The sequence below is a fragment of the Streptomyces sp. R28 genome (genome assembly GCF_041052385.1).
Classification (GTDB): domain Bacteria; phylum Actinomycetota; class Actinomycetes; order Streptomycetales; family Streptomycetaceae; genus Streptomyces.
Genome location: NZ_CP163439.1, coordinates 2,776,363 through 2,795,419 on the forward strand (window position 1 = coordinate 2,776,363; position 19,057 = coordinate 2,795,419).

Annotated in this window: 19 protein-coding genes and 1 pseudogene; 10 read left to right on the forward strand and 10 right to left on the reverse strand. The window is 71.7% G+C overall.

From position 1 onward, the window contains the following. Positions 1–36 precede the first annotated feature (36 nt). The 3 genes from AB5J49_RS12190 to AB5J49_RS12200 all read right to left on the reverse strand — a co-directional run bounded on the left by AB5J49_RS12190 (position 37) and on the right by AB5J49_RS12200 (position 1,999). The gene (locus AB5J49_RS12190; RefSeq protein WP_369168612.1) at positions 37–597 is read right to left on the reverse strand and encodes a two-component system response regulator; all 561 of its coding nucleotides are present in this window, start codon (positions 595–597) and stop codon (positions 37–39) included. Positions 598–737: 140 nt separating this feature from the next. Then, on the reverse strand, positions 738–1,088 hold the full coding sequence (locus AB5J49_RS12195; RefSeq protein WP_369168614.1) for a chorismate mutase: 351 nt from the start codon (positions 1,086–1,088) through the stop codon (positions 738–740). A 23-nt stretch (positions 1,089–1,111) separates the two neighbouring features. After that, a complete protein-coding gene (locus tag AB5J49_RS12200; protein ID WP_369168615.1) occupies positions 1,112–1,999 on the reverse strand; it encodes a helix-turn-helix domain-containing protein in 888 nt (295 codons plus the stop codon). 131 nt (positions 2,000–2,130) lie between these two features. Between AB5J49_RS12200 and AB5J49_RS12205 the strand changes: the two genes are divergently transcribed. Continuing rightward, positions 2,131–3,906 (forward strand): beta-galactosidase family protein, encoded by a 1,776-nt coding sequence (locus tag AB5J49_RS12205; protein ID WP_369168616.1) that lies wholly within the window; start codon positions 2,131–2,133, stop codon positions 3,904–3,906. A 61-nt stretch (positions 3,907–3,967) separates the two neighbouring features. Here the strand turns inward: AB5J49_RS12205 and AB5J49_RS12210 are convergent, their stop codons facing one another. After that, positions 3,968–4,777 (reverse strand): trypsin-like serine protease, encoded by an 810-nt coding sequence (locus AB5J49_RS12210; protein ID WP_369168617.1) that lies wholly within the window; start codon positions 4,775–4,777, stop codon positions 3,968–3,970. Positions 4,778–4,925: 148 nt separating this feature from the next. Here AB5J49_RS12210 and AB5J49_RS12215 point away from each other — a divergent pair, with 148 nt between their 5' ends. After that, on the forward strand, positions 4,926–5,822 hold the full coding sequence (locus tag AB5J49_RS12215; protein WP_369168618.1) for a hypothetical protein: 897 nt from the start codon (positions 4,926–4,928) through the stop codon (positions 5,820–5,822). 181 nt (positions 5,823–6,003) lie between these two features. On the opposite strand, the gene AB5J49_RS12220 is transcribed toward AB5J49_RS12215, so the two are convergent. Together AB5J49_RS12220 and AB5J49_RS12225 are read right to left on the reverse strand one after the other, a co-directional pair. Beyond that, positions 6,004–6,948, reverse strand: coding sequence for an SDR family oxidoreductase (locus tag AB5J49_RS12220; RefSeq protein WP_369168619.1), 945 nt, complete (start codon positions 6,946–6,948; stop codon positions 6,004–6,006). Between the two features lies 1 nt (position 6,949). Further along, positions 6,950–7,690 carry an SDR family oxidoreductase gene (locus AB5J49_RS12225; protein ID WP_369168620.1) on the reverse strand — a complete coding sequence of 247 codons (741 nt, stop codon included), beginning with the start codon at positions 7,688–7,690 and terminating at the stop codon, positions 6,950–6,952. 54 nt (positions 7,691–7,744) lie between these two features. Here AB5J49_RS12225 and AB5J49_RS12230 point away from each other — a divergent pair, with 54 nt between their 5' ends. The 4 genes from AB5J49_RS12230 to AB5J49_RS12245 are packed head-to-tail and all read left to right on the forward strand — an operon-like array spanning position 7,745 to position 11,129. Further along, the gene (locus tag AB5J49_RS12230; RefSeq protein WP_369168621.1) at positions 7,745–8,509 is read left to right on the forward strand and encodes an enoyl-CoA hydratase family protein; all 765 of its coding nucleotides are present in this window, start codon (positions 7,745–7,747) and stop codon (positions 8,507–8,509) included. Next, the gene (locus AB5J49_RS12235) at positions 8,510–9,346 is read left to right on the forward strand and encodes a CoA transferase subunit A (RefSeq protein ID WP_369168622.1); all 837 of its coding nucleotides are present in this window, start codon (positions 8,510–8,512) and stop codon (positions 9,344–9,346) included. Then, on the forward strand, positions 9,343–10,086 hold the full coding sequence (locus AB5J49_RS12240; RefSeq protein ID WP_369168623.1) for a CoA-transferase subunit beta: 744 nt from the start codon (positions 9,343–9,345) through the stop codon (positions 10,084–10,086). The genes AB5J49_RS12235 and AB5J49_RS12240 overlap by 4 nt, the downstream gene beginning before the upstream one ends. Then, positions 10,086–11,129 (forward strand): NAD(P)H-dependent flavin oxidoreductase, encoded by a 1,044-nt coding sequence (locus AB5J49_RS12245; RefSeq protein WP_369168624.1) that lies wholly within the window; start codon positions 10,086–10,088, stop codon positions 11,127–11,129. Before AB5J49_RS12240 ends, AB5J49_RS12245 begins: the two co-directional genes overlap by 1 nt. Before the next feature lie 162 nt (positions 11,130–11,291). Here AB5J49_RS12245 and AB5J49_RS12250 read toward each other — a convergent pair whose 3' ends face one another. Genes AB5J49_RS12250 through AB5J49_RS12260 form a run of 3 tightly spaced genes read right to left on the reverse strand, consistent with a single transcriptional unit; the run spans position 11,292 to position 13,909 of the window. Beyond that, complete coding sequence (locus AB5J49_RS12250) at positions 11,292–12,449, reverse strand: acetyl-CoA C-acetyltransferase (RefSeq protein WP_369168625.1); 1,158 nt, start codon at positions 12,447–12,449, stop codon at positions 11,292–11,294. Positions 12,450–12,498: 49 nt separating this feature from the next. Next, the gene (locus AB5J49_RS12255; RefSeq protein ID WP_369168626.1) at positions 12,499–13,110 is read right to left on the reverse strand and encodes a TetR/AcrR family transcriptional regulator; all 612 of its coding nucleotides are present in this window, start codon (positions 13,108–13,110) and stop codon (positions 12,499–12,501) included. A gap of 16 nt (positions 13,111–13,126) precedes the next feature. Further along, a complete protein-coding gene (locus AB5J49_RS12260) occupies positions 13,127–13,909 on the reverse strand; it encodes an SDR family oxidoreductase (protein WP_369168627.1) in 783 nt (260 codons plus the stop codon). Between the two features lie 81 nt (positions 13,910–13,990). On the opposite strand from AB5J49_RS12260, the gene AB5J49_RS12265 reads away from it, so the two are divergent. Beyond that, positions 13,991–15,130 carry an acyl-CoA dehydrogenase family protein gene (locus tag AB5J49_RS12265; RefSeq protein WP_369168628.1) on the forward strand — a complete coding sequence of 380 codons (1,140 nt, stop codon included), beginning with the start codon at positions 13,991–13,993 and terminating at the stop codon, positions 15,128–15,130. Positions 15,131–15,170: 40 nt separating this feature from the next. Further along, complete coding sequence (locus AB5J49_RS12270) at positions 15,171–16,142, forward strand: acyl-CoA dehydrogenase family protein (protein WP_369168629.1); 972 nt, start codon at positions 15,171–15,173, stop codon at positions 16,140–16,142. A gap of 98 nt (positions 16,143–16,240) precedes the next feature. On the opposite strand, the gene AB5J49_RS12275 is transcribed toward AB5J49_RS12270, so the two are convergent. Next, positions 16,241–16,966 (reverse strand): VWA domain-containing protein, encoded by a 726-nt coding sequence (locus tag AB5J49_RS12275; RefSeq protein WP_369168630.1) that lies wholly within the window; start codon positions 16,964–16,966, stop codon positions 16,241–16,243. A 145-nt stretch (positions 16,967–17,111) separates the two neighbouring features. Between AB5J49_RS12275 and AB5J49_RS12280 the strand changes: the two genes are divergently transcribed. Then, positions 17,112–18,095: a rhomboid family intramembrane serine protease gene (locus AB5J49_RS12280; protein ID WP_369168631.1), complete on the forward strand. Its 984-nt coding sequence runs from the start codon at positions 17,112–17,114 to the stop codon at positions 18,093–18,095. After that, a pseudogene (locus AB5J49_RS12285) lies at positions 18,092–19,003 on the forward strand (chitosanase). Before AB5J49_RS12280 ends, AB5J49_RS12285 begins: the two are co-directional and overlap by 4 nt. The last annotated feature ends 54 nt before the right edge of the window (positions 19,004–19,057 follow it).

Genomic DNA, 19,057 nt, shown 5'->3' on the forward strand with positions numbered 1-19,057 from the left:
TGGCTCCGCGCAGGTGCCGGTTTTCGCTCTGCCGCCTCAGGGCCGGTCCTTGGCCGAGGTCGCCGCCTGGCTGTCGCGCTGCGGCGGGACGCGGGCGTCAGGGCGGGACTGGACGGGGCGGGGCTGGACGGGGCGGGGGCCGGGTGCCTGGCCGTCGGGGTCGTCCTTGACGAGGGCGCGTAACTCGCGGACCTCCTGCTCCAGCGCGCGTTGCCGCTGGTAGGAGTCGTAGAGGTAGCGGATTTTGGTGCGCAGCGCCCAGGGTTCGATGGGCTTCATGACCAGGTCGGCGACGCCGAGTCCGAAGGCGGTGGCGGTCAGTTCGTGATCCGCGCCGAAACCGGTGAGCAGGATGACCGGTATGTGCTGGGTCTGTTCCAGGCGCCGCATGTAGCGCACCACGTCCAGGCCGCTGACGCCGGGCATGCGGACGTCCAGCAGCAGCAGCCCGACCTGTCCGCGAAGCACCTGCTTGAGCGCCTCGTCACCGCTGGTGGCACTGGCGAGCCGGTAGCCCAGCGGGGCCAGCGCGCTCTCCAGCGCGTACAGCGTGTCCTCGTGGTCGTCGACGATGAGGATCTTGGCATCCGACGGCATGGCCCGACGTCCCTCCCGGCGTGGACATCCAGGGTATGTCCGGGCGCTGACGGGGAGTGCGTGTCAGCTTGCACGGAGTGCACAGGGCAGCATGCCGGGCAGGGGCCGCCGTGTCACTCCCTCGGGAGGGCCGATCGAGGTCAGTTCGCCGTGGGCGCAGCGCCGTTGATCGTGTCCTCGGCGATGCTCTCGTGGTGCCTGATCACTTCGGCGATGATGAAATTGAGGAACTTTTCAGCGAAAGCCGGGTCGAGCTTGGCGTTTTCGGCGAGGGTGCGCAGGCGGGCGATCTGGCGGGCCTCGCGGGCGGCGTCGGCGGGCGGGAGCTGGTGCTTGGCCTTGAGGTGGCCGACCTGCTGGGTGCACTTGAAGCGTTCGGCGAGCATGTGGACGACGGCCGCGTCGATGTTGTCGATGCTGTCGCGCAGCCGGGCGAGCTCCTCGCGGACGGCGGGGTCGACGTCGCCGGGGGACGTGTTGCTGGTGGTCATGAGGGCCCAGCCTACGGGGCTCCTCACGTGGTCATTCGTTCGATCACGGGTGGATCGTCGGGGTCGGGGACCTGGTTGCTCCAGCCGCCGGGGACGGTGCGGCCCTGCTGGGCCCGGAAGTGGACGGGGGCCATGCCGACGCGGCGGGTGAACAGGCGGGAGAAGTAGGCGGGGTCGTCGTAGCCGACGCGGCGGGCGACGGCGGCGACGGGCAGCTCGGTGGCGGCGAGGAGTTCCTTGGCGCGGCCCAGGCGGATGCCGAGCAGATAGTCCTTGGGGCTGCAGCCGGCGCCGCGCCGTACGGCGGTGCGCAGTTCGGCGAGGGTCATGCCGTGCCGGGCGGCGTGATCGGCGACGGTCAGCGGCAGGCACGCGTCGCGGGCGAGGGCCTTGAGGACCGCCTCGCCGTCGGGGGCGAGGTCAGCACGCGCGCGACGCAGGGCGACGAGGAGTTCATGGACGGCGGCGCCGGTCTCGACCTCCAGGAGGGGGTTGTCCCGGCGGGCGGCGCGTGCCATGCGTCCGATGACGGCACGCGGGCCCGAGGCGTCGGAGAGGGGCACGACGGGGCGGTCCGGTTCGATGTAGCCGAGTTCGGTGTACGAGGCGGTGGCGGGCCCGGCGAAGTCGACGAAGCCCTCGTCCCAGCCGGTGCGGGGGTCGGGCGCGTAGTGGTGCGGCACGCCGGGGGTCAGCCACAGCAGCGCGGGCGCGGTGACGGTCGTACGGCGGCCGTCGGGGCTCTCGTACCAGCCGCCGCCCGCGTTGATGACGACGGCGACGTGGTGGTCGAGGGTGCGGGGGCCGACCGTGGGCAGGGCGCCGTACTGCAGGCCGACGCCGAGGCAGACGAGGCCGAGCCGGTGGTGGGCCGGGCCGGGCGTGAAGAACCGCATCCAGGTGTGGTACATCCGCGCTCCTTCCGGGGACCGTGAGCTGCCGCTTTCCGTCAGGTGCCGCGCTCGGGACACCTCACTTGCGTCCAATGGGTGCCGATCTTTGTCCATGGACGTGATCGCCGCCAGAGGTGAGGGTGGGGCGCATGAGCGAGTTCACGGTGGGGGACGAAGACTTCCTGCTGGACGGGCGGCCGGTGCGGCTGCTGTCCGGCGCGCTGCACTACTTCCGGGTGCACGAGGCCCAGTGGGGGCACCGGCTGGCGATGCTGCGGGCGATGGGCCTCAACTGCGTGGAGACGTACGTGCCGTGGAACCTGCACGAGCCGGCGCCGGGGCACAGCCGGGACGTCCGGGCGCTGGGACGGTTCCTGGACGCGGCCCGGGAGGCGGGGCTGTGGGCGATCGTCCGGCCGGGACCGTACATCTGCGCCGAGTGGGAGAACGGCGGGCTGCCGTACTGGCTGACGGCGGAGCTGGGCGCACGCGCGCGTACCCGTGACGAGCGCTACCTGGGGTATGTGGCGAGCTGGTTCCGGCGGCTACGGCACGAGATCGTGCCCCGGCAGATCGACCGCGGCGGGCCGGTGATCATGGTGCAGGTCGAGAACGAGTACGGCAGCTACGGTTCGGACGCGGAGTATCTGCGCCGCCTGGCCGGCCTGCTGCGCGAACTCGGCGTCACGGTACCGCTGTTCACCTCGGACGGCCCCGAGGACCACATGCTCTCCGGCGGCTCGGTCCCGGGGGTCCTGGCGACGGTGAACTTCGGCTCCCACGCGCGCGAGTCCTTCGAGACCCTGCGCCGGCACCGCCCCGACGGTCCGCTGATGTGCATGGAGTTCTGGTGCGGCTGGTTCGACCACTGGGGCGGCGAGCATGTCGTACGGGATCACCGGGACGCGACGGCGGCCCTGCGGGAGATCCTGGAGTGCGGGGCCTCGGTCAACCTGTACATGGCGCACGGCGGCACCAGTTTCGCCGGCTGGGCGGGCGCCAACCGGGGCGGCGGCGCGCTGCACGACGGGCCGCTGGAGCCCGACGTGACGTCGTACGACTACGACGCCCCGATCGACGAGTACGGCCGCCCCACGGCGAAGTTCTGGGCCTTCCGCGAGGTCCTCGCCGAGTACGCCGAGGGCCCTCTGCCCGAAGTCCCGCCCGCACCCGCCCCGTTGGGCGCGCCGGCCGAGGCGGTCCTGACCGGCTGGGCGTCCCTGAGCGAGGTACTTCGGGCGCTGGGCGGCCCCGAGACGTGCGGCCCCGTGCCGCCCACCTTCGAGGAACTGGGCGTCGAGCGGGGCCTGGTGCGGTACGAGGTGGCGGTGCCGGGGCCGCGGCAGCCGTACCCGCTGACGGTGCGCGGGCTGCGGGACCTCGCCGTGGTGTACGTCGACGGGGAGCGGGCCGGGGTGCTCACCGAGGACGACGCGAGCCTCAAGGAGCCCGTCGCCGGGTACGCGCGCGTGGAGCTGTGGGTGGAGTCCCTGGGGCGGGTCAACTACGGGCCGCGGCTGGGCGAGCCCAAGGGGATCACCGGGGGCGTGCTGCACGAGCGGCAGTATCTGCACGACGTACGCGCGCGCGGGCTGCGGCTGGAGGCGCTGGACGACGTCGAGCGGGTCCGGGCGGTGCCGTCGCGGGAGGTGCCCGGCGACGGTGCGCCGGGGCTGTTCCGGGGCACGGTCACGGTGCGGGGCGCCGGTGACGCCCGCCTGGAGCTGCCGGGCTTCACCCGCGGGTTCGTGTGGATCAACGGCTTCGGTCTCGGCCGTTACTGGTCCACGGGTCCGCAGCGCTCGCTGTACGTCCCGGGGCCCGTCCTGCGGGAGGGGGGCAACGAGGTGTGGGTGCTGGAGCTGGCGGAGACGGCCCGGCCGGGGTCCGGCGAGGCGGGTGCCCCGGTGCTCCGGGCCGTCTGACGCAACCCTGCTGACGCGCCCTGGTACGCAGGCGCGTACGGCTCCTGCGTACGGAGGCTGCCTACAGGGCGTTCGCCGCGCGGGCGATGTCCTTCGCGAAGGTGCTGACCTCGGTGTAGATGCCGGGCGCACCGGTGCGGGCGCAGCCGTCGCCCCAGCTGACGATGCCGACCTGGATCCACTTGCCCGCGTCGTCCTTGCGGAACATGGGGCCGCCGGAGTCACCCTGGCAGGTGTCGATGCCGCCGCTCTGCCAGCCGGCGCACAGTTCCTCCTTCGACACCAGCTGGTTCCCGTAGTGGCGCTTGCACACGCGGTCGGCGACGAAGGGAACGGTGGCCTTCTGGAGCTTGGTCGTGCCCGTGCCACCACCCTCCTGGGTGTCGCCCCACCCGGCGATCGTGAACATGCCGCGGTTGTAGCGGTCCGTGGTGGCGATCTTCAGCGTCGGCTTGTCGATGGGTCGGGCGAGCTTGATCAGCGCCCAGTCCTTGCCACTGCCGTCGTAGCCCGGGGCCACCTTGACCTTGGTCGACTTGACCTTGATCGCGGCGGAGGAGTTGAGGTCGTTGACACCCGCGGTGACGGTGATGCTGGTGTTGTTGCCGGAGCCGTCCATGCAGTGGGCGGCGGTCAGCACGACGTCCTTCTTGTAGAGCGCCCCGCCGCAGCCCATGGAGAGATGGACCATGAACGGGAACTCGCTCTGCGCGGCGGGCGTTCCCCCGACGACACGGGTGGACGCGGCCTGCGCACTGAGGGGCTGAAGGGAGGCGACCGCGAGGGCCACGGCACCGACCGCCGCGGCTCTTTTGGCCAGGGTTATGCCGCTTCTCTTCGGCGAGCTAAGGGTCAACGTACGTCCTTTCATGGCGTGTTGAGCGGCCCGCAGTATGAAGATCGGGTGGCATGCTTGACAAGGACGGATCTCACGTCCCGGGCTTGGAACCTCGCCGGGGAAAAACCCCTCACATCCCCGTAGAGTGGAATCGGGTTCAAGGCGTCTTGGGGGTACGGGCGTGGCGAACGGCGGACCGGTCCAGCACGGCTTCCCACACCTTCAGACGGTGCGGGCCTCGATCACCGCGCTCTACAAGCGACTGTCGTACGACACCGTCCAGACGTTCGCGACCAGCGTGCTGCCGGCCGATGTGGCGTTCTGCGACACGGACGACCTGTATCTGGGCGCGCAGCGGGTGGCGCGCGAACTGGTGCGGCACTACCGCCTGCCGGACGCCCGGCTGGTCGTCAGCTTCCGGGAGATGAACCACGCGGCCAGCGTCGAACTCGCCGCCGGGCCCGAGTACTTCGTCGAGCTGAACGACCGCTTCCGCACCCATCGCCGGGACATCGGGGCGGCCCTCGCCCACGAGGTGATGCATGTGTACCTGCACCGCCTGGACCTGTCCTTCCCCGGGACACGGGAGAACGAGATCCTCACCGACACGGCGACGACGTATCTCGGTGCGGGCTGGCTGCTCCTCGACGCGTACCGGGAGGACGCGGCGTCCTCGCAGAAGCTGGGGTATCTGACGCCGGAGGAGTTCGGGTACGTCCTCGCCAAGCGGGCGCTGGTCTTCGGCGAGGATCCGTCGGTGTGGTTCACCAGTCCGCAGGCGTACACGGCGTATGTGAAGGGCATGGCCGAGGCGCGGCGCGACGAGCAGCAGCCGCCGCTGACTGCGGCCGGCTGGGCGGGGCGGCGCCGGTACGCGCGCGATCGGCGGCATGCCCAGGAGCAGCACGGGGTCGGGCCTCAGCCGGGGGTGCCGTATGCGTTCATGCCGGACGGGCGGGGGCCGTTGCGGGTGTCGTTTCCGTGTCCGACGTGTCAGCAGCGGATTCGGGTGCCGGTGCGGGGGCGGGTTCGGGCGCGGTGCGGGTTGTGCCGGACGGTATTGGAGTGCGATACGTAGGTTCTTCGCCCCCGCCGCCCCTACCCGTCCCATCCTGAAGGGGCTCCGCCCGTTCGACCCCGCCAGGGGGCTCTGCCCCCTGGACCCCCGCTCCTCAAACGCCGGAGGGGCTGGATTTTCAGCCCGGGGGCGGCAGCCCCCAGGGACGGGACGGGTAGGGGCGGCGGGGGCGAAAACCCCCTCACGCGCCGTACACCGGCCCCGGCACCCCCGCCTCCCCCAGCAACTTCCGCGCCGTCTCCCCCGCCCCCTCCGGCGTCCACCGCGCCCCCTTGTCCACGCTCGGCCCCGCCTTCCACCCCTCCATGACCGTGATCCGACCCCCCTCCGCCTCGAAGACCCTCCCCGTCACGCCCTCGCTCGCCGCCGAGCCCAGCCAGACGGCCAACGGGGAGACGTTCTCCGGGGCCATGGCGTCGAAGCCCGCGTCGGGGGCCGCCATCGACTGCGCGAAGGTGCGTTCCGTCATGCGGGTGCGGGCCGCCGGGGCGATCGCGTTGACCTGGACGCCGTAGCGGGCCAGCTCGGCCGCCGCGACCAGGGTCAGGGCGATGATGCCGGCCTTCGCGGCGCTGTAGTTGCCCTGCCCGAGCGAGCCCAACAGCCCTGCCCCACTGCTTGTGTTGACGATCCGGGCGACCGGGGTTCGGCCCGCCTTCGCCTCTGCCCGCCAGTGCGCCGCCGCGTGCTTCAGGGGGAGGAAGTGGCCCTTGAGGTGGACCCGTACGACCGCGTCCCAGTCGTCCTCGTCGAGGTTGACCAGCATCCGGTCGCGCAGGAAGCCGGCGTTGTTGACGAGGGTGTCGAGGCGGCCGTACGTCTCCAGCGCGGCCGCCACCAGGGACGCCGCCCCGGCACTGGTCGCGATGTCGCCGCCGTGCGCGATCGCCTCACCGCCCGCCACGCGGATCTCGTCGGCCACCTGCTGGGCGGGGTTGTCGACGGTCACGTGCCGGACTGGGCTGTCGACGGCTACCCCTCGCGCAGGGCTGCCGTCCAGGCCGACTCCGAGGTCGTTGACGACGACCTTCGCCCCCGCCGCGGCGAACGCGAGCGCGTGTGCGCGGCCGAGGCCCCGGCCCGCGCCGGTGACGGCCACGACCCGCCCCTCGCAGATCCCGCTCATGTCATGCCTCCTTGTTGACCGTTGCGGCGTCCAGGAACGCGGGCCGCTCGCCCCCGCCGTGCACGAGCAGGCTCGCCCCGCTGATGTAGGCGGCGGTGTCGGAGGCGAGGAATACGGCGGCCGCGCCGACGTCGGCCGGTTCGGCGAGGCGGCCGAGCGGGACGGTGCGGGAGACTCCGGCGATGCCTTCCTCGCCCCCGTAGTGGAGAGGCGACCGCTCCGTGCGGACCATGCCCACGACCAGGGTGTTGACCCGGACCTGCGGCGCCCACTCCACCGCCATCGAGCGGGCCAGGCTCTCCAGCCCGGCCTTGGCCGCCCCGTACGCCGCCGATCCCGGCGACGGGCGGCTGCCGCTGACGCTGCCGATCATCACCACCGAGCCCCGCACCCGCCTCAGGTGCTCGTACGCGGCCAGGGACGCCGTCAGCGGAGCGACGAGGTTCAGCTCGATCACGCGCGCGTGCCGTTCGGCGTCCGCGTCCGTCAACCGTCGGTACGGTGTGCCACCCGCGTTGTTGACGAGGACGTCGAGGCGGGGCAACGCCGCGAAGAAGGCCCGTACGGCTGCCGGGTCGCGGAGGTCGAGCACCCTGAACTGCACTCCGGGCGACGGGACTTCGGGCGGTCTGCGGGCGCAGATCACGACGTCCGCACCGGCCTCGGCGAAAGCCCTCGCCACCCCCGCACCGACGCCCCGGGTACCGCCCGTGACGACCACGACCTTCCCGTCCAGCCCCATTCCCGGCTACCCTTCACCTAACAAACGTTTGGTGGAAAGGTAGCTGATGCGGCCATGGGTGTCTCCACCTCGTCCCCGGAAAAAGGGCCCGAACATAGTGGAATCGCCGTCGTCACTGTCGACTTCCCCCCGGTGAACGCCCTGCCGGTGGGGGGCTGGTTCGCCCTGGCCGACGCCGTGCGGGCGGCGGGACGCGACCCGCAGGTGCGGTGTGTCGTCATCGCGGCCGAGGGGCGCGGGTTCAACGCGGGCGTGGACATCAAGGAGATACAGCGGGACGGGCACAGCGCGCTGATCGGCGCCAACCGCGCCTGCGCGGCGGCCTTCGGCGCGGTGTACGACTGCGAGGTGCCCGTCGTCGCGGCCGTGCACGGCTTCTGCCTGGGCGGCGGTATCGGCCTGGTGGGCAACGCGGACGCGATCGTGGCGAGCGAGGACGCCACCTTCGGGCTGCCCGAGCTGGACCGGGGAGCGCTGGGCGCGGCCACCCATCTGGCCCGACTGGTCCCCCAGCACCTGATGCGCGCGCTGTACTACACCTCGCGCACGGCGACCGCGGCCGAGCTGCACGCGCACGGCTCGGTGTGGCGCGTCGTGCCGGGCGAGGAACTCCGCGCCGCGGCCCTGGAGCTGGCCCGCGAGATCGCCGCCAAGGACGGGCAGCTGCTGCGCCTGGCCAAGGCCGCCATCAACGGCATCGATCCGGTCGACGTGCGCCGCAGCTACCGCTTCGAACAGGGCTTCACCTTCGAGGCCGGCCTCAGCGGAGTGGCCGACCGGGTCCGTGACACCTTCGGCAAGACGGATGAGGGAGCGTAGGTGAGTGACAAGACGATGACCGCCGACCAGGTCGTCTCCCGGCTGCACAGCGGCATGACCCTCGGCATCGGCGGCTGGGGTTCGCGCCGCAAACCCATGGCCCTGGTCAGGGCAGTGCTCCGGTCCGACGTCACCGACCTCACCGTCGTCTCGTACGGCGGCCCGGACGTCGGCATGCTCGCCGCCGCCGGGCGGATCCGGAAGCTGGTCGCCCCCTTCGCCACCCTCGACTCCATTCCCCTCGAACCGCACTTCCGAGCGGCCCGGGAGCGCGGCGCCTTCGAACTGGTGGAGGTCGACGAGGCCATGTTCATGTGGGGCCTGCGCGCGGCCGCGAACCGGCTGCCCTTCCTGCCGGTGCGGGCCGGGATCGGTTCGGATGTGATGCGGGTCAACCCGGGCCTCAGGACGGTTTCTTCGCCGTACGACGACGGGGAGACGTTCGTCGCCATGCCCGCGCTGCGGCTCGACGCGGCCCTGGTCCACGTCAACCGCGCCGACCGGCTGGGCAACGGGCAGTATCTGGGCCCCGACCCGTACTTCGACGACCTGTTCTGCGAGGCGGCCGACGCGGCGTACGTCTCGTGCGAACGGGTCGTCGACACGGCCGAGTTGACGAAGGACGCGGCCCCGCAGTCGCTGCTGGTCAAGCGGCACACGGTGACCGGTGTCGTCGAGGCCCCGAACGGGGCGCACTTCACGTCCTGCGCGCCCGACTACGGCCGGGACGAGGCGTTTCAGAAGACGTACGCGACCACGCCCTGGCCTCAGTTCGCGGCGCGGTTCCTCAGCGGGGACGAGCAGGCGTACCGGTCGGCGGTCGGGGAGCGATCATGACGGAGGCCACCCGCACGTCCCTTCTCCCGCCCACCCGCGCCGAGTACTGCGTCATCGCCTGCGCCGAGGCCTGGCGCGACGCGGGTGAGATCCTGGCGAGCCCGATGGGCCTGATCCCGTCCGTGGGGGCCCGGCTGGCACGGCTCACGTTCTCGCCGGACCTGCTGCTGACCGACGGCGAGGCGATGCTCGTCCGCCCGGACGGGACGACCGAGGGCTGGCTGCCGTACCGACAGCACCTGGCCCTGGTCACCGGTGGCCGGCGGCACGTGATGATGGGCGCGAGCCAGATCGACCGGTACGGCAACCAGAACATCTCGTGCATCGGCGACTGGGAGCGGCCGAAACGGCAGCTGCTCGGGGTGCGCGGCGCACCGGTCAACACCCTCAACAATCCGACCAGTTACTGGGTGCCGAGGCATTCCCGGCGGGTGTTCGTCGAGAAGGTCGACATGGTGTGCGGGGTGGGTTACGACCACGCGGGCGCCGCCCGACATCACCGCATCCCCCGTGTCGTCTCCGACCTCGGCGTCTTCGACTTCGCCACACCCGACCACGCGATGCGTCTGGCCTCGCTCCATCCGGGAGTCACGCTGGAGCAGGTCAGGGAGGCGACCGCGTTCGACCTGGTCGTCCCGGACGAGGTGCCGACGACCCGCGAACCCACCGCCGCCGAACTGCGCCTCGTCCGCGAGGTCATCGACCCGGCGAACACTCGCGCAAGGGAGGTCGGTGCGTGATGGAGACGGCGCTGACCCGGCTGGTCGGTGTCCGCCACCCGATCGTGCAGACGGGGATGGGCTGGGTGGCGGGCCCGCGACTGGTCTCGGCGACGGCGAACGCGGGTGCGCTGGGCATCCTGGCCTCCGCGACGATGACCGTCGACCGGCTGCGTGAGGCGATACGCGAGGTCAGATCCCGTACGGACGCGCCGTTCGGCGTGAATCTGCGCGCGGACGCCTCGGACGCCGCAGACCGGGTCCGCGTCATGATCGACGAGGGTGTGCGCGTCGCCTCCTTCGCTCTCGCGCCCTCACCCGAGCTGATCGCCGAGCTCAAGGACGCGGGGGTGATCGTCATCCCCTCGATCGGTGCCCGGCGGCATGCCGAGAAGGTCGCGGCCTGGGGTGCGGACGCGGTGATCGTGCAGGGCGGGGAGGGCGGCGGGCACACCGGTGAGGTGGCGACGACGGTGCTGCTGCCGCAGGTGGCCGACGCCGTGGACATACCGGTCGTGGCGGCGGGTGGCTTCTTCGACGGACGGGGACTGGTCGCGGCGCTGGCCTACGGGGCGGCGGGGGTCGCGATGGGCACGCGGTTCCTGCTGACGTCGGACTCGACGGTGCCGGATGCGGTGAAGGCGCGGTATCTGGCGGCGACGGTCCGGGACGTCACCGTCACCACGGCCGTGGACGGCCTGCCCCACCGCATGCTGCGTACGGAACTGGTCGACGCCCTGGAGCGCTCGGGCCGTGCGAGGGCTCTCCTCCAGGCGGTCAGCAGGGCGGCGGGCTACCGGAAGCTCTCCGGCACGAGCTGGCTCCGGATGGTCCGGGACGGTCGTGCGCTCAAGCACGGCAAGGACCTGAGCTGGAGCCAGGTCCTGCTCGCCGCGAACACGCCGATGCTGCTCAGGGCGTCGATGGTGGACGGCCGCACGGACCTGGGGGTGATGGCCTCCGGGCAGGTCGCCGGGGTGATCGACGACCTGCCGTCGTGCGCGGAACTGGTGGAGCGGATCATGCAGGAGGCCGGGCAGGTGCGGGAGCGCCTCAAGGACTGACGGCTACAGCCTCTCGATGATCGTCACGTTCGCCTGCCCGCCGCCCTCGCACATCGGCACCACCCCCGACGGCCCCCTCGCACCGCTCGGCCCCAGGGGGCCTCACGGGCTTCGGGAGCCTGCGCCGGACTCCGTCCGCCGAAGTGGGTGGTCCCGCCGTCGTCAAAGCCGCTCAACGATCGTCACGTTCGCCTGCCCGCCGCCCTCGCACATCGTCTGCAGCCCGAACCGGCCTCCGGTGCGCTCCAGTTCGTGCAGCAGGGTCGTCATCAGTTTCACTCCGGTCGCGCCCAGGGGGTGGCCCAGCGCGATGGCACCCCCATTGACGTTGACCTTCTCCGGGTCCGCGCCGGTCTCCTTCAGCCAGGCCAGGACGACCGGAGCGAAGGCCTCGTTGATCTCGACGAGGTCGATGTCGGCGATGGACAGGCCGGTCTTCTTCAGGGCGTGGGCGGTGGCGGGGATGGGGGCAGTGAGCATGCGGATGGGATCCTCACCGCGCACCGAGAGGTGGTGCACCCGGGCCCGGGGCGTGAGCCCATGCTCGCGCACCGCCCGCTCCGAGGCCAGCAGCATCGCCGCCGCGCCGTCGGAGACCTGCGAGGAACAGGCGGCCGTGATCGTGCCGCCGTCGACGACCGGCTTCAGCCCGGCCATCTTCTCCAGGGAGGTGTCCCGGCGCGGCCCCTCGTCGACGGCGGCCCGGCCGTAGGGCACGAGCTCCCGCTCGAAGCGGCCCTCGTCGATCGCCCGCAGCGCCCGCCGGTGCGAGCGCAGGGCGAACTCCTCCTGGTCCTGCCGGCTGATTCCCCACTTCGCGGCGATCATCTCGGCGCCGACGAACTGGTTGACGGGCTTCTCGCCGTACCGCGCCCGCCAGCCCTCGCTCCCCGCGAAGGGGCCCGCCGTCAGCCCCAGCGGCTCGGCGGCCTGCCGGGTGGCGAAGGCGATGGGGATCATCGACATGTTCTGCACGCCGCCCGCGACCACCAGGTCCTGGGTGCCGGACAGCACGCCCTGCGCCGCGAAGTGGACGGCCTGCTGCGAGGACCCGCACTGCCGGTCCACCGTCACGCCCGGCACCTCCTCGGGCAGCCCGGCCGCCAGCCAGCAGGTCCGCGCGATGTCCCCGGCCTGCGGCCCCACGGCGTCAAGGCAGCCGAAGACGACGTCCTCGACGGCGGCCGGGTCCATGCCCGCGCGCGAGACGAGTTCCTTGAGGACATGCGCGCCCAGGTCGGCCGGATGGACCCCGCTGAGCCCTCCTCCGCGCCGCCCGACGGGCGTACGGACCGCTTCGACGATGTAGGCCTCGGCCATGGCAACGCATCTCCCTCACAGATAAGGGCACCTCAACGGCTACTGACGGCTACGCACGTACGGCGATCCCGTCCAGCACCATCGACAGGTACTGCCGGGCGATCTCCTCCGGGCTGTGCTGTCCGCCGGGCCGGTACCAGGACGCGGCGACCCACACCGTGTCCCGCACGAACCGGTAGGTGAGCCGGACGTCGAGGTCGGACCGGAACACCTCGGCCGCGACCCCGCGCTCCAGCGTGGACAGCCACGCCTTCTCGAACCTGCGCTGCGACTCGGCGAGGAACGCGAACCGCTCCTGCGCCACCAGCTGTCTGTTCTCCTTCTGGTAGATCGCGACGGCGGCCCGATGCCGGTCGATCTCCCTGAACGACTCGGTGACCAGCGCCTGAAGCGTCTCGCGCGGGTCCAGCTCGGCCGCCAGGACGGCGTCGTAGCCACTCCACAGCTCGTCGAGGAAGGTCCGCAGGATCTCCTCCAGCATCGACTCCTTGGAGTCGAAGTGGTAGTAGAGGCTGCCCGCGAGCATGCCCGCGTGGTCGGCGATCTTGCGAACGGTGGTGGCGTTGTAGCCCTGCTCGGCGAAGACCTCGGCGGCGGTGTCGAGGAGTTCGCGGCGCCTGTCGGCTGCGGCGGTCACCTGGGGCTTCTTCTTGGTCGGCACGGGGTCCATTGTCGTCCTAGGCGTGCTGGCTGCTGACGGAGACGATCTCCCCTGTCATGTACGAGGAGTAGCCGGAGGCCAGGAAGACGATCACGTTGGCCACCTCCCACGGCTCGGCGTACCGCCCGAAGGCCTCGCGGGCGGCCAGTGCCTCCAGCAGGTCGGGGGTGGTCACCTTCGCGAGGTGCGGGTGCATGGCGAGGCTCGGCGACACCGCGTTGACCCGCACCCCGTACTCGGCCGCCTCGATCGCGGCGCACCGGGTCAGCGCCATCACGCCCGCCTTCGCGGCCGCGTAGTGCGCCTGCCCGGCCTGGGCGCGCCAGCCGACGACGGAGGCGTTGTTGACGATCACGCCACCGGTGTCCCGCATACGGCGCAGGGCGGCCCGGGTGCACCTGAAGGTGCCGTTCAAGGTTACGTCGAGGACCCTCGACCACTGTTCGTCGGTCATGTCGACGAGCGGCGAAGTCCCGCCGAGACCGGCGTTGTTGACGAGGACGTCGAGCCGGCCGTGTTCCTGTACGGCCGTGTCGAACAGCGCCTGCACCTGCGTCTCGTCGGTGACATCGCACACCGCGGACGCCACCGCCCCCTCGAACTCCCGGGCCAGCTCCGCCTCGTACTCCTTCAGGCGCCGCGCGTGCGCGTCGCTGATCAGCACGCGCGCGCCCTCTTCGAGGAAGCGGCGCGCCGTCGCCCCGCCGATGCCCGCGCCGGCCGCCGCGGTGATGACGGCGGTGCGCCCGCGGAGCAGTGCGTGCCCGGGAACGTACGCCGGCTCCTCGACGTTTGTCATAGCAGCACGCTAACCTACCAAACACTTGTTAGGGAAGAAGCCGCAGGGAGCTCGTAGGGCTCGTAGGGAGGGAAGGCGCCCGTGGACCTCACCCACTCCGCCGCCGAGGAGGCGTTCCGCGCCGAGGCCCGCGCCTGGCTGCGCGCGCATGTGCCGCCCGATCCGCTCCCGTCCCTGGAGACCGAGGAGGGCTTCGCGGCGCACCGGGCGTGGGAGGCCGAACTCGCCGCCGACCGCTGGTCAGTGGTCAACTGGCCGACGGCGTACGGCGGCCGGGACGCCTCACTCGTGCGGTGGCTGCTGTTCGAGGAGGAGTACTACGCGGCGGGCGCCCCGGGCCGCGTCAACCAGAACGGCATCAGCCTCCTCGCCCCGACCCTCTTCGACCACGGCACGCAGGAGCAACGCGCGCGTGTGCTGCCGCCCATGGCCACCGGCGAGGTGGTCTGGGCTCAGGCCTGGTCGGAGCCGGAGGCGGGCTCGGACCTGGCCTCTCTCAGATCGAGGGCCGTGCGCACGGCCGACGGGTGGCTGCTGTCCGGCCAGAAGACCTGGTCCTCACGCGCGGCGTTCGCCGACCGCGCGTTCGGCCTGTTCCGCAGCGACCCGGACGCCCCGAAGCCCCACCAGGGCCTGACCTACCTGATGTTCGACCTGCACGCGCCCGGCGTCACCGTCCGCCCGATCGCCCGCCTCGACGGCAAGCCCGCCTTCGCCGAGCTGTTCCTGGACGAGGTGTTCGTGCCGGACGAGGACGTGATCGGCGAGCCGGGCCAGGGCTGGCGCATCGCGATGTCCACGGCGGGCAACGAGCGAGGCCTGATGCTCCGCTCCCCCGGCCGTTTCCTCGCGAGCGCCGACCGGCTTCATGGCCTCTGGCAAGCGCAAGGCAGCCCGCAGAGCACGAAGAACCGTGTGGCCGACGCCCTGATCGGCGCCCGCGCCTACCAGCTCTTCACCTTCGCCGCCGCCTCCCGCTTCCTGGACGGCGAGTCGATCGGCCCGGAGTCCAGCCTGAACAAGGTCTTCTGGTCGGAGTACGACATCGCACTGCACGAGACGGCCCTCGATCTGCTGGGCGCCGAGGGCGAGTTGACCGACACCGACTGGTCCGAGCGCTACGTCTTCTCCCTCGCCGGCCCCGTCTACGCCGGGACGAACGAGATCCAGCGCGACATCATCGCCGAGCGACTGCTCGGCCTGCCGAAGGGGCGACGCTGATGTCAGAGGAAACTCCGCCACCGCCGAACGGACCTCGCTGATGCGGTTCCTCCTCGACGCCGAGCAGCGGGCGTTCGCCGAGTCGCTGGACGCGATGCTGACGGCTGCGGACACGCCGTCGGTCGTACGGGACTGGAGCCGGGGTGAGCATGCCGGTGGCCGAGCGCTGTGGTCCCGTATCGCCGAGGCCGGCGTATTCGCGCTGGCTGTTCCGGAGACATACGAGGGGCTGGGCCACCGGCCCGTCGAACTCGCCCTCACATTCGTTGAGTTGGGACGCCATGCGGTACCGGGACCGTTGGTGGAGACGGTCACGGCAGCGACCCTGCTCGCCGACCTACCGGACCCCGGCCCGGCCAAGCGGCTCCTGCCGGCGCTGGCGACGGGCGAGGCGGTGGCGACGCTGGCGTGGACAGCGCCGTACGCCTTGGACGGCGACGTGGCCACCAGACGCCTCGCGCTCACCGCACAAGGCCTGCACCTCTCCCCCGGCCACGGTCCCGTACGCCACTCCCTCGACCCGGCCCGCCGCCTCACCTCTCTCGACCCCGGCGGCGAGCTCCTCAGTCCCGACCCGCCCACCGCCCACGCCCACGCCCTGGCCTGCGCCCGCCTCACCACCGCCGCCCAGGCCCTCGGCGTCGGTCTCGGGCTTCTCGACAGGACCGTCGCCCACGTCAAGCAGCGCACCCAGTTCGGCACACCCATCGGCTCGTTCCAGGCGGTCAAGCATCGTCTGGCCGACGCGAAGATCGCCCTGGAGTTCGCCCGGCCCCTCATCTTCGGCGCCGCGCTCACCATGGCCCCCGCCGACATCGCCGCCGCCAAGGTCACCGCCTGCGAGGCGGCGTACGCCACCGCCCGTACCGCGCTCCAGTTGCACGGCGCGATCGGCTACACGGCGGAGTACGACCTGTCGCTGTGGCTGACCAAGGCCCGCGCCCTGCGCACCGTCTGGGGTGACCCGGACGTATGCAGGGCCGAAGTGCTCAGTGGTGATCGCCGCTGGTGAGCTCGCGGTACTCCGCCGCCGTCGGCTTCGCGATCCGCGTCCGGGGGCCGAACATCGCCTTCGCCGGCCGGGCCCGTACCCCATCCGGGTCGCGTGAGTCAGGGCCGCCGTACGATCCCCTGCGCCCGCGCCGCCGCCAGCCACTTCGGGAACTCCTCGACCAGGCGGTCGTACAACTCGGCGTCGGAGACCGTCCGCGGATCCGAACCGGCGTGGAAGAAGCCGGCGTTGTCGACCACCCGCTTGTGCGGCACCGCCAGTTCGTCGAGCTTGCGCAGGAAGTCGAACTGTTTGCTGGTCGGGTCCCCGAAGCCGATGAACTGCCAGAAGAGCGGGAGCGGGGCCGCCTTGCACAGGTACCGTTCCGCGGCGAGCTTGTTGATGGGCCCGCCGTCGGTCTGGAACACGACCAGGGCGGGGTCCTTCGACCCGCTGTCCAGGTAGTGGTCGATGACGGCGTCCATGGCCAGGTGGTAGCTGGTCCTGCCCATGTGCCCGAGACCGGACACGATCCGCTCGATCCGCCCGTGGTGGTCGGCCAGCGCGATCTCGGTCTCGGCGTCGACGTCGGTGGAGAAGAACACCACCGGCACGGTCCCGTCGTCGTCGAAGTGCGCCGACAGCCCGAGCACCCGGTCGGCGAGCGCCTGCACGCTGCCGTCCTGGTAGTACGGCTTCATCGACCCGGAGTAGTCGACGACCAGATACACCGCGGCCTGCACGCCGCCCAGCCCGTGCTTGTGCAGCGACACCCCGGCGCTCTTGTACAGGCTGACCAGCGCGGGCGCGGTCTCCTCAACCTTGCTGAGACTGATCGCGGCCATATGCTCTCCCCCTCGCGCATCGTGCGGCTGCCGAGGCTACGGCACCACTGGCCCCGCCTTCCCTCCCTCCACCGGTGTTCGCTATTTTGTTCGCCGCCGTCCCCACCGGCTCACCGTTCGTCCCATCCCCATCGAGGAGCCGGCTGTGGAGTCCGAGTCCACCCAGTCCGAGTCCACCCGTTCCGAGGCCACCCAGCCCGAGTCCACCCAGCCCACCGTCACGACCTGCTATCGCCACCCCAAGGTGGAGTCGCACGTCCGCTGCACCCGCTGCGACCGGTTCATCTGCCCGGACTGCATGCGGGAGGCTGCCGTCGGCCACCAGTGCGTGGAGTGCGTGAAGCAGGGGGCGCGGTCGGTGCGGCAGGCCCGGACGATCGTCGGCGGGCGGATCGCCGCGACCCCGCTCGTGACCTCCGTGCTGATCGGGCTCAACGTCCTCGCCTACCTGGCCGAGGTGGTGCGCCCGGAGATCCTGGACCGGTTCGCGATGCTCGGCGCCCGGCTGGTCGGCCCGGACGGCGGCTACTACGTCTACGAGCCCGGGTACCCGTCGGACTTCCACGCCGAGGGAGTGGTCGCCGGGCAGTGGGAGCGGCTGCTGACCAGAGGATTCCTCCACACACCGCCGACCGAGGGCACCTTCGGGCTGCTGCACATCGTGATGAACATGCTCTCGCTGTGGCAGCTCGGCCGGGTCGTGGAGCCCATGCTGGGCCGGGTCCGGTACGTCGCGCTCTACCTGCTGGCGACACTGGGCGGCTCGGTGCTCGAGCTGCTGCTCACGGACGTGCACGTGGAGTCGGTCGGCGCGTCGGGCGCGATCTTCGGCCTCGGCGCCGCGTACTACGTCCTCGCCCGCCGCGTCGGCGCGGACATGCGCACCGTCAACCGCTTCATGACGTTCCTGCTGCTGTGGCTGCTGCTCTCGGCGGGCCTCACCTCCTGGCAGGGCCACCTCGGCGGACTGCTGACGGGGGCCGCGGTCACGCTCGCCTACGCCTACACCCCGCGCGGGCCGCGCCAGGCCCTGATCCAGGCGGCCGCCTCCGTGGGGGTACTGGTGCTGCTGGCGGCGGTGGCGGTCGCCAGGGTCTCGGAGCTGACGGGCGCAGGGGTGGCCCAGTGAGACGTATCGGCGTCGCTCTCATCGCGGCCGTCCCGGTCGCCCTCGCCGCGGTCGTCCACTTCCTGGTCCCCACGGACACCGCCGAGAACCCGGCGCAGTCCACCGTCGCCACCGCGCGGCAGGAGTCCCGCGAGGAGGCCAAGAGCCGGGCGGAGCAGGAGCGGGCGGCGGACGACGAGCTGATCGAGAGCGTGCCGCCGGGCCTGGCCGCCCCCGCGTAGAAGGAACTGGCCCAGCGGCTGGTGTCCAGCGCCGAGAACTCGACCCTCGACTGGCGCCACACCTACGGCTCCATCGAGGACCTCGACGACGGCCAGGGCTACACGGCCGGCACCATCGGCTTCTGCACCGGCACCCACGACCTGCTCGCCCTGGTCGAGAACTACACCGAGGCCCACCCGGACAACGGCCTCGCCCCGTACCTTCCCGCCCTGCGCGAGGTCGACGGCACCGACTCCCACGAGGGCCTGGACCCCGGCTTCACGGCGGCCTGGAAGGCGGAGGCCGAGGTGGCCGCCTTCCGCGAGGCCCAGGACGCCGAGCGCGACCGCGCCTACTTCAACCCGGCGGTCCGCCTCGCCAAGCTGGACGGCCTCGGCACGCTGGGCCAGTTCGTCTACTACGACGCGATGGTCTTCCACGGCGGCGGCGGCGTCGACAAGGGCGGCTTCTACGTCCTGCGCGAACGCGCTCTGCGCAAGGCCGACTCCCCGTCCGAGGGCGGCTCCGAGAAGGCGTACCTGAACACCTTCCTCGACGTCCGCCGCGCGGCCATGCGGCAGAAGAACCCGAACACCGACACCACCCGTATCGACACGGCCCAGCGACGGTTCCTCGACGACGGCAACCTCAAGCTGACAACCCCGCTGGAGTGGGGGGTGTACGGGGAGCCGTACAAGGTGCCCTGAGCAGCTCAAGGCCTCGTCGTGAGATGCCCGTTCCGGGGATGTCGCGAGCCCCCT

Excerpts from the sequence above, each read along its gene's own strand:
- AB5J49_RS12190 (WP_369168612.1), bottom strand. The coding sequence starts at position 597 with ATGCCGTCGGATGCCAAGATCCTCATCGTCGACGACCACGAGGACACG.
- AB5J49_RS12195 (WP_369168614.1), bottom strand. The coding sequence starts at position 1,088 with ATGACCACCAGCAACACGTCCCCCGGCGACGTCGACCCCGCCGTCCGC.
- AB5J49_RS12200 (WP_369168615.1), bottom strand. The coding sequence starts at position 1,999 with ATGTACCACACCTGGATGCGGTTCTTCACGCCCGGCCCGGCCCACCAC.
- AB5J49_RS12205 (WP_369168616.1), top strand. The coding sequence starts at position 2,131 with ATGAGCGAGTTCACGGTGGGGGACGAAGACTTCCTGCTGGACGGGCGG.
- AB5J49_RS12210 (WP_369168617.1), bottom strand. The coding sequence starts at position 4,777 with ATGAAAGGACGTACGTTGACCCTTAGCTCGCCGAAGAGAAGCGGCATA.
- AB5J49_RS12220 (WP_369168619.1), bottom strand. The coding sequence starts at position 6,948 with ATGAGCGGGATCTGCGAGGGGCGGGTCGTGGCCGTCACCGGCGCGGGC.
- AB5J49_RS12225 (WP_369168620.1), bottom strand. The coding sequence starts at position 7,690 with ATGGGGCTGGACGGGAAGGTCGTGGTCGTCACGGGCGGTACCCGGGGC.
- AB5J49_RS12230 (WP_369168621.1), top strand. The coding sequence starts at position 7,745 with ATGGGTGTCTCCACCTCGTCCCCGGAAAAAGGGCCCGAACATAGTGGA.
- AB5J49_RS12240 (WP_369168623.1), top strand. The coding sequence starts at position 9,343 with ATGACGGAGGCCACCCGCACGTCCCTTCTCCCGCCCACCCGCGCCGAG.
- AB5J49_RS12245 (WP_369168624.1), top strand. The coding sequence starts at position 10,086 with ATGGAGACGGCGCTGACCCGGCTGGTCGGTGTCCGCCACCCGATCGTG.
- AB5J49_RS12250 (WP_369168625.1), bottom strand. The coding sequence starts at position 12,449 with ATGGCCGAGGCCTACATCGTCGAAGCGGTCCGTACGCCCGTCGGGCGG.
- AB5J49_RS12260 (WP_369168627.1), bottom strand. The coding sequence starts at position 13,909 with ATGACAAACGTCGAGGAGCCGGCGTACGTTCCCGGGCACGCACTGCTC.
- AB5J49_RS12270 (WP_369168629.1), top strand. The coding sequence starts at position 15,171 with ATGCGGTTCCTCCTCGACGCCGAGCAGCGGGCGTTCGCCGAGTCGCTG.
- AB5J49_RS12275 (WP_369168630.1), bottom strand. The coding sequence starts at position 16,966 with ATGGCCGCGATCAGTCTCAGCAAGGTTGAGGAGACCGCGCCCGCGCTG.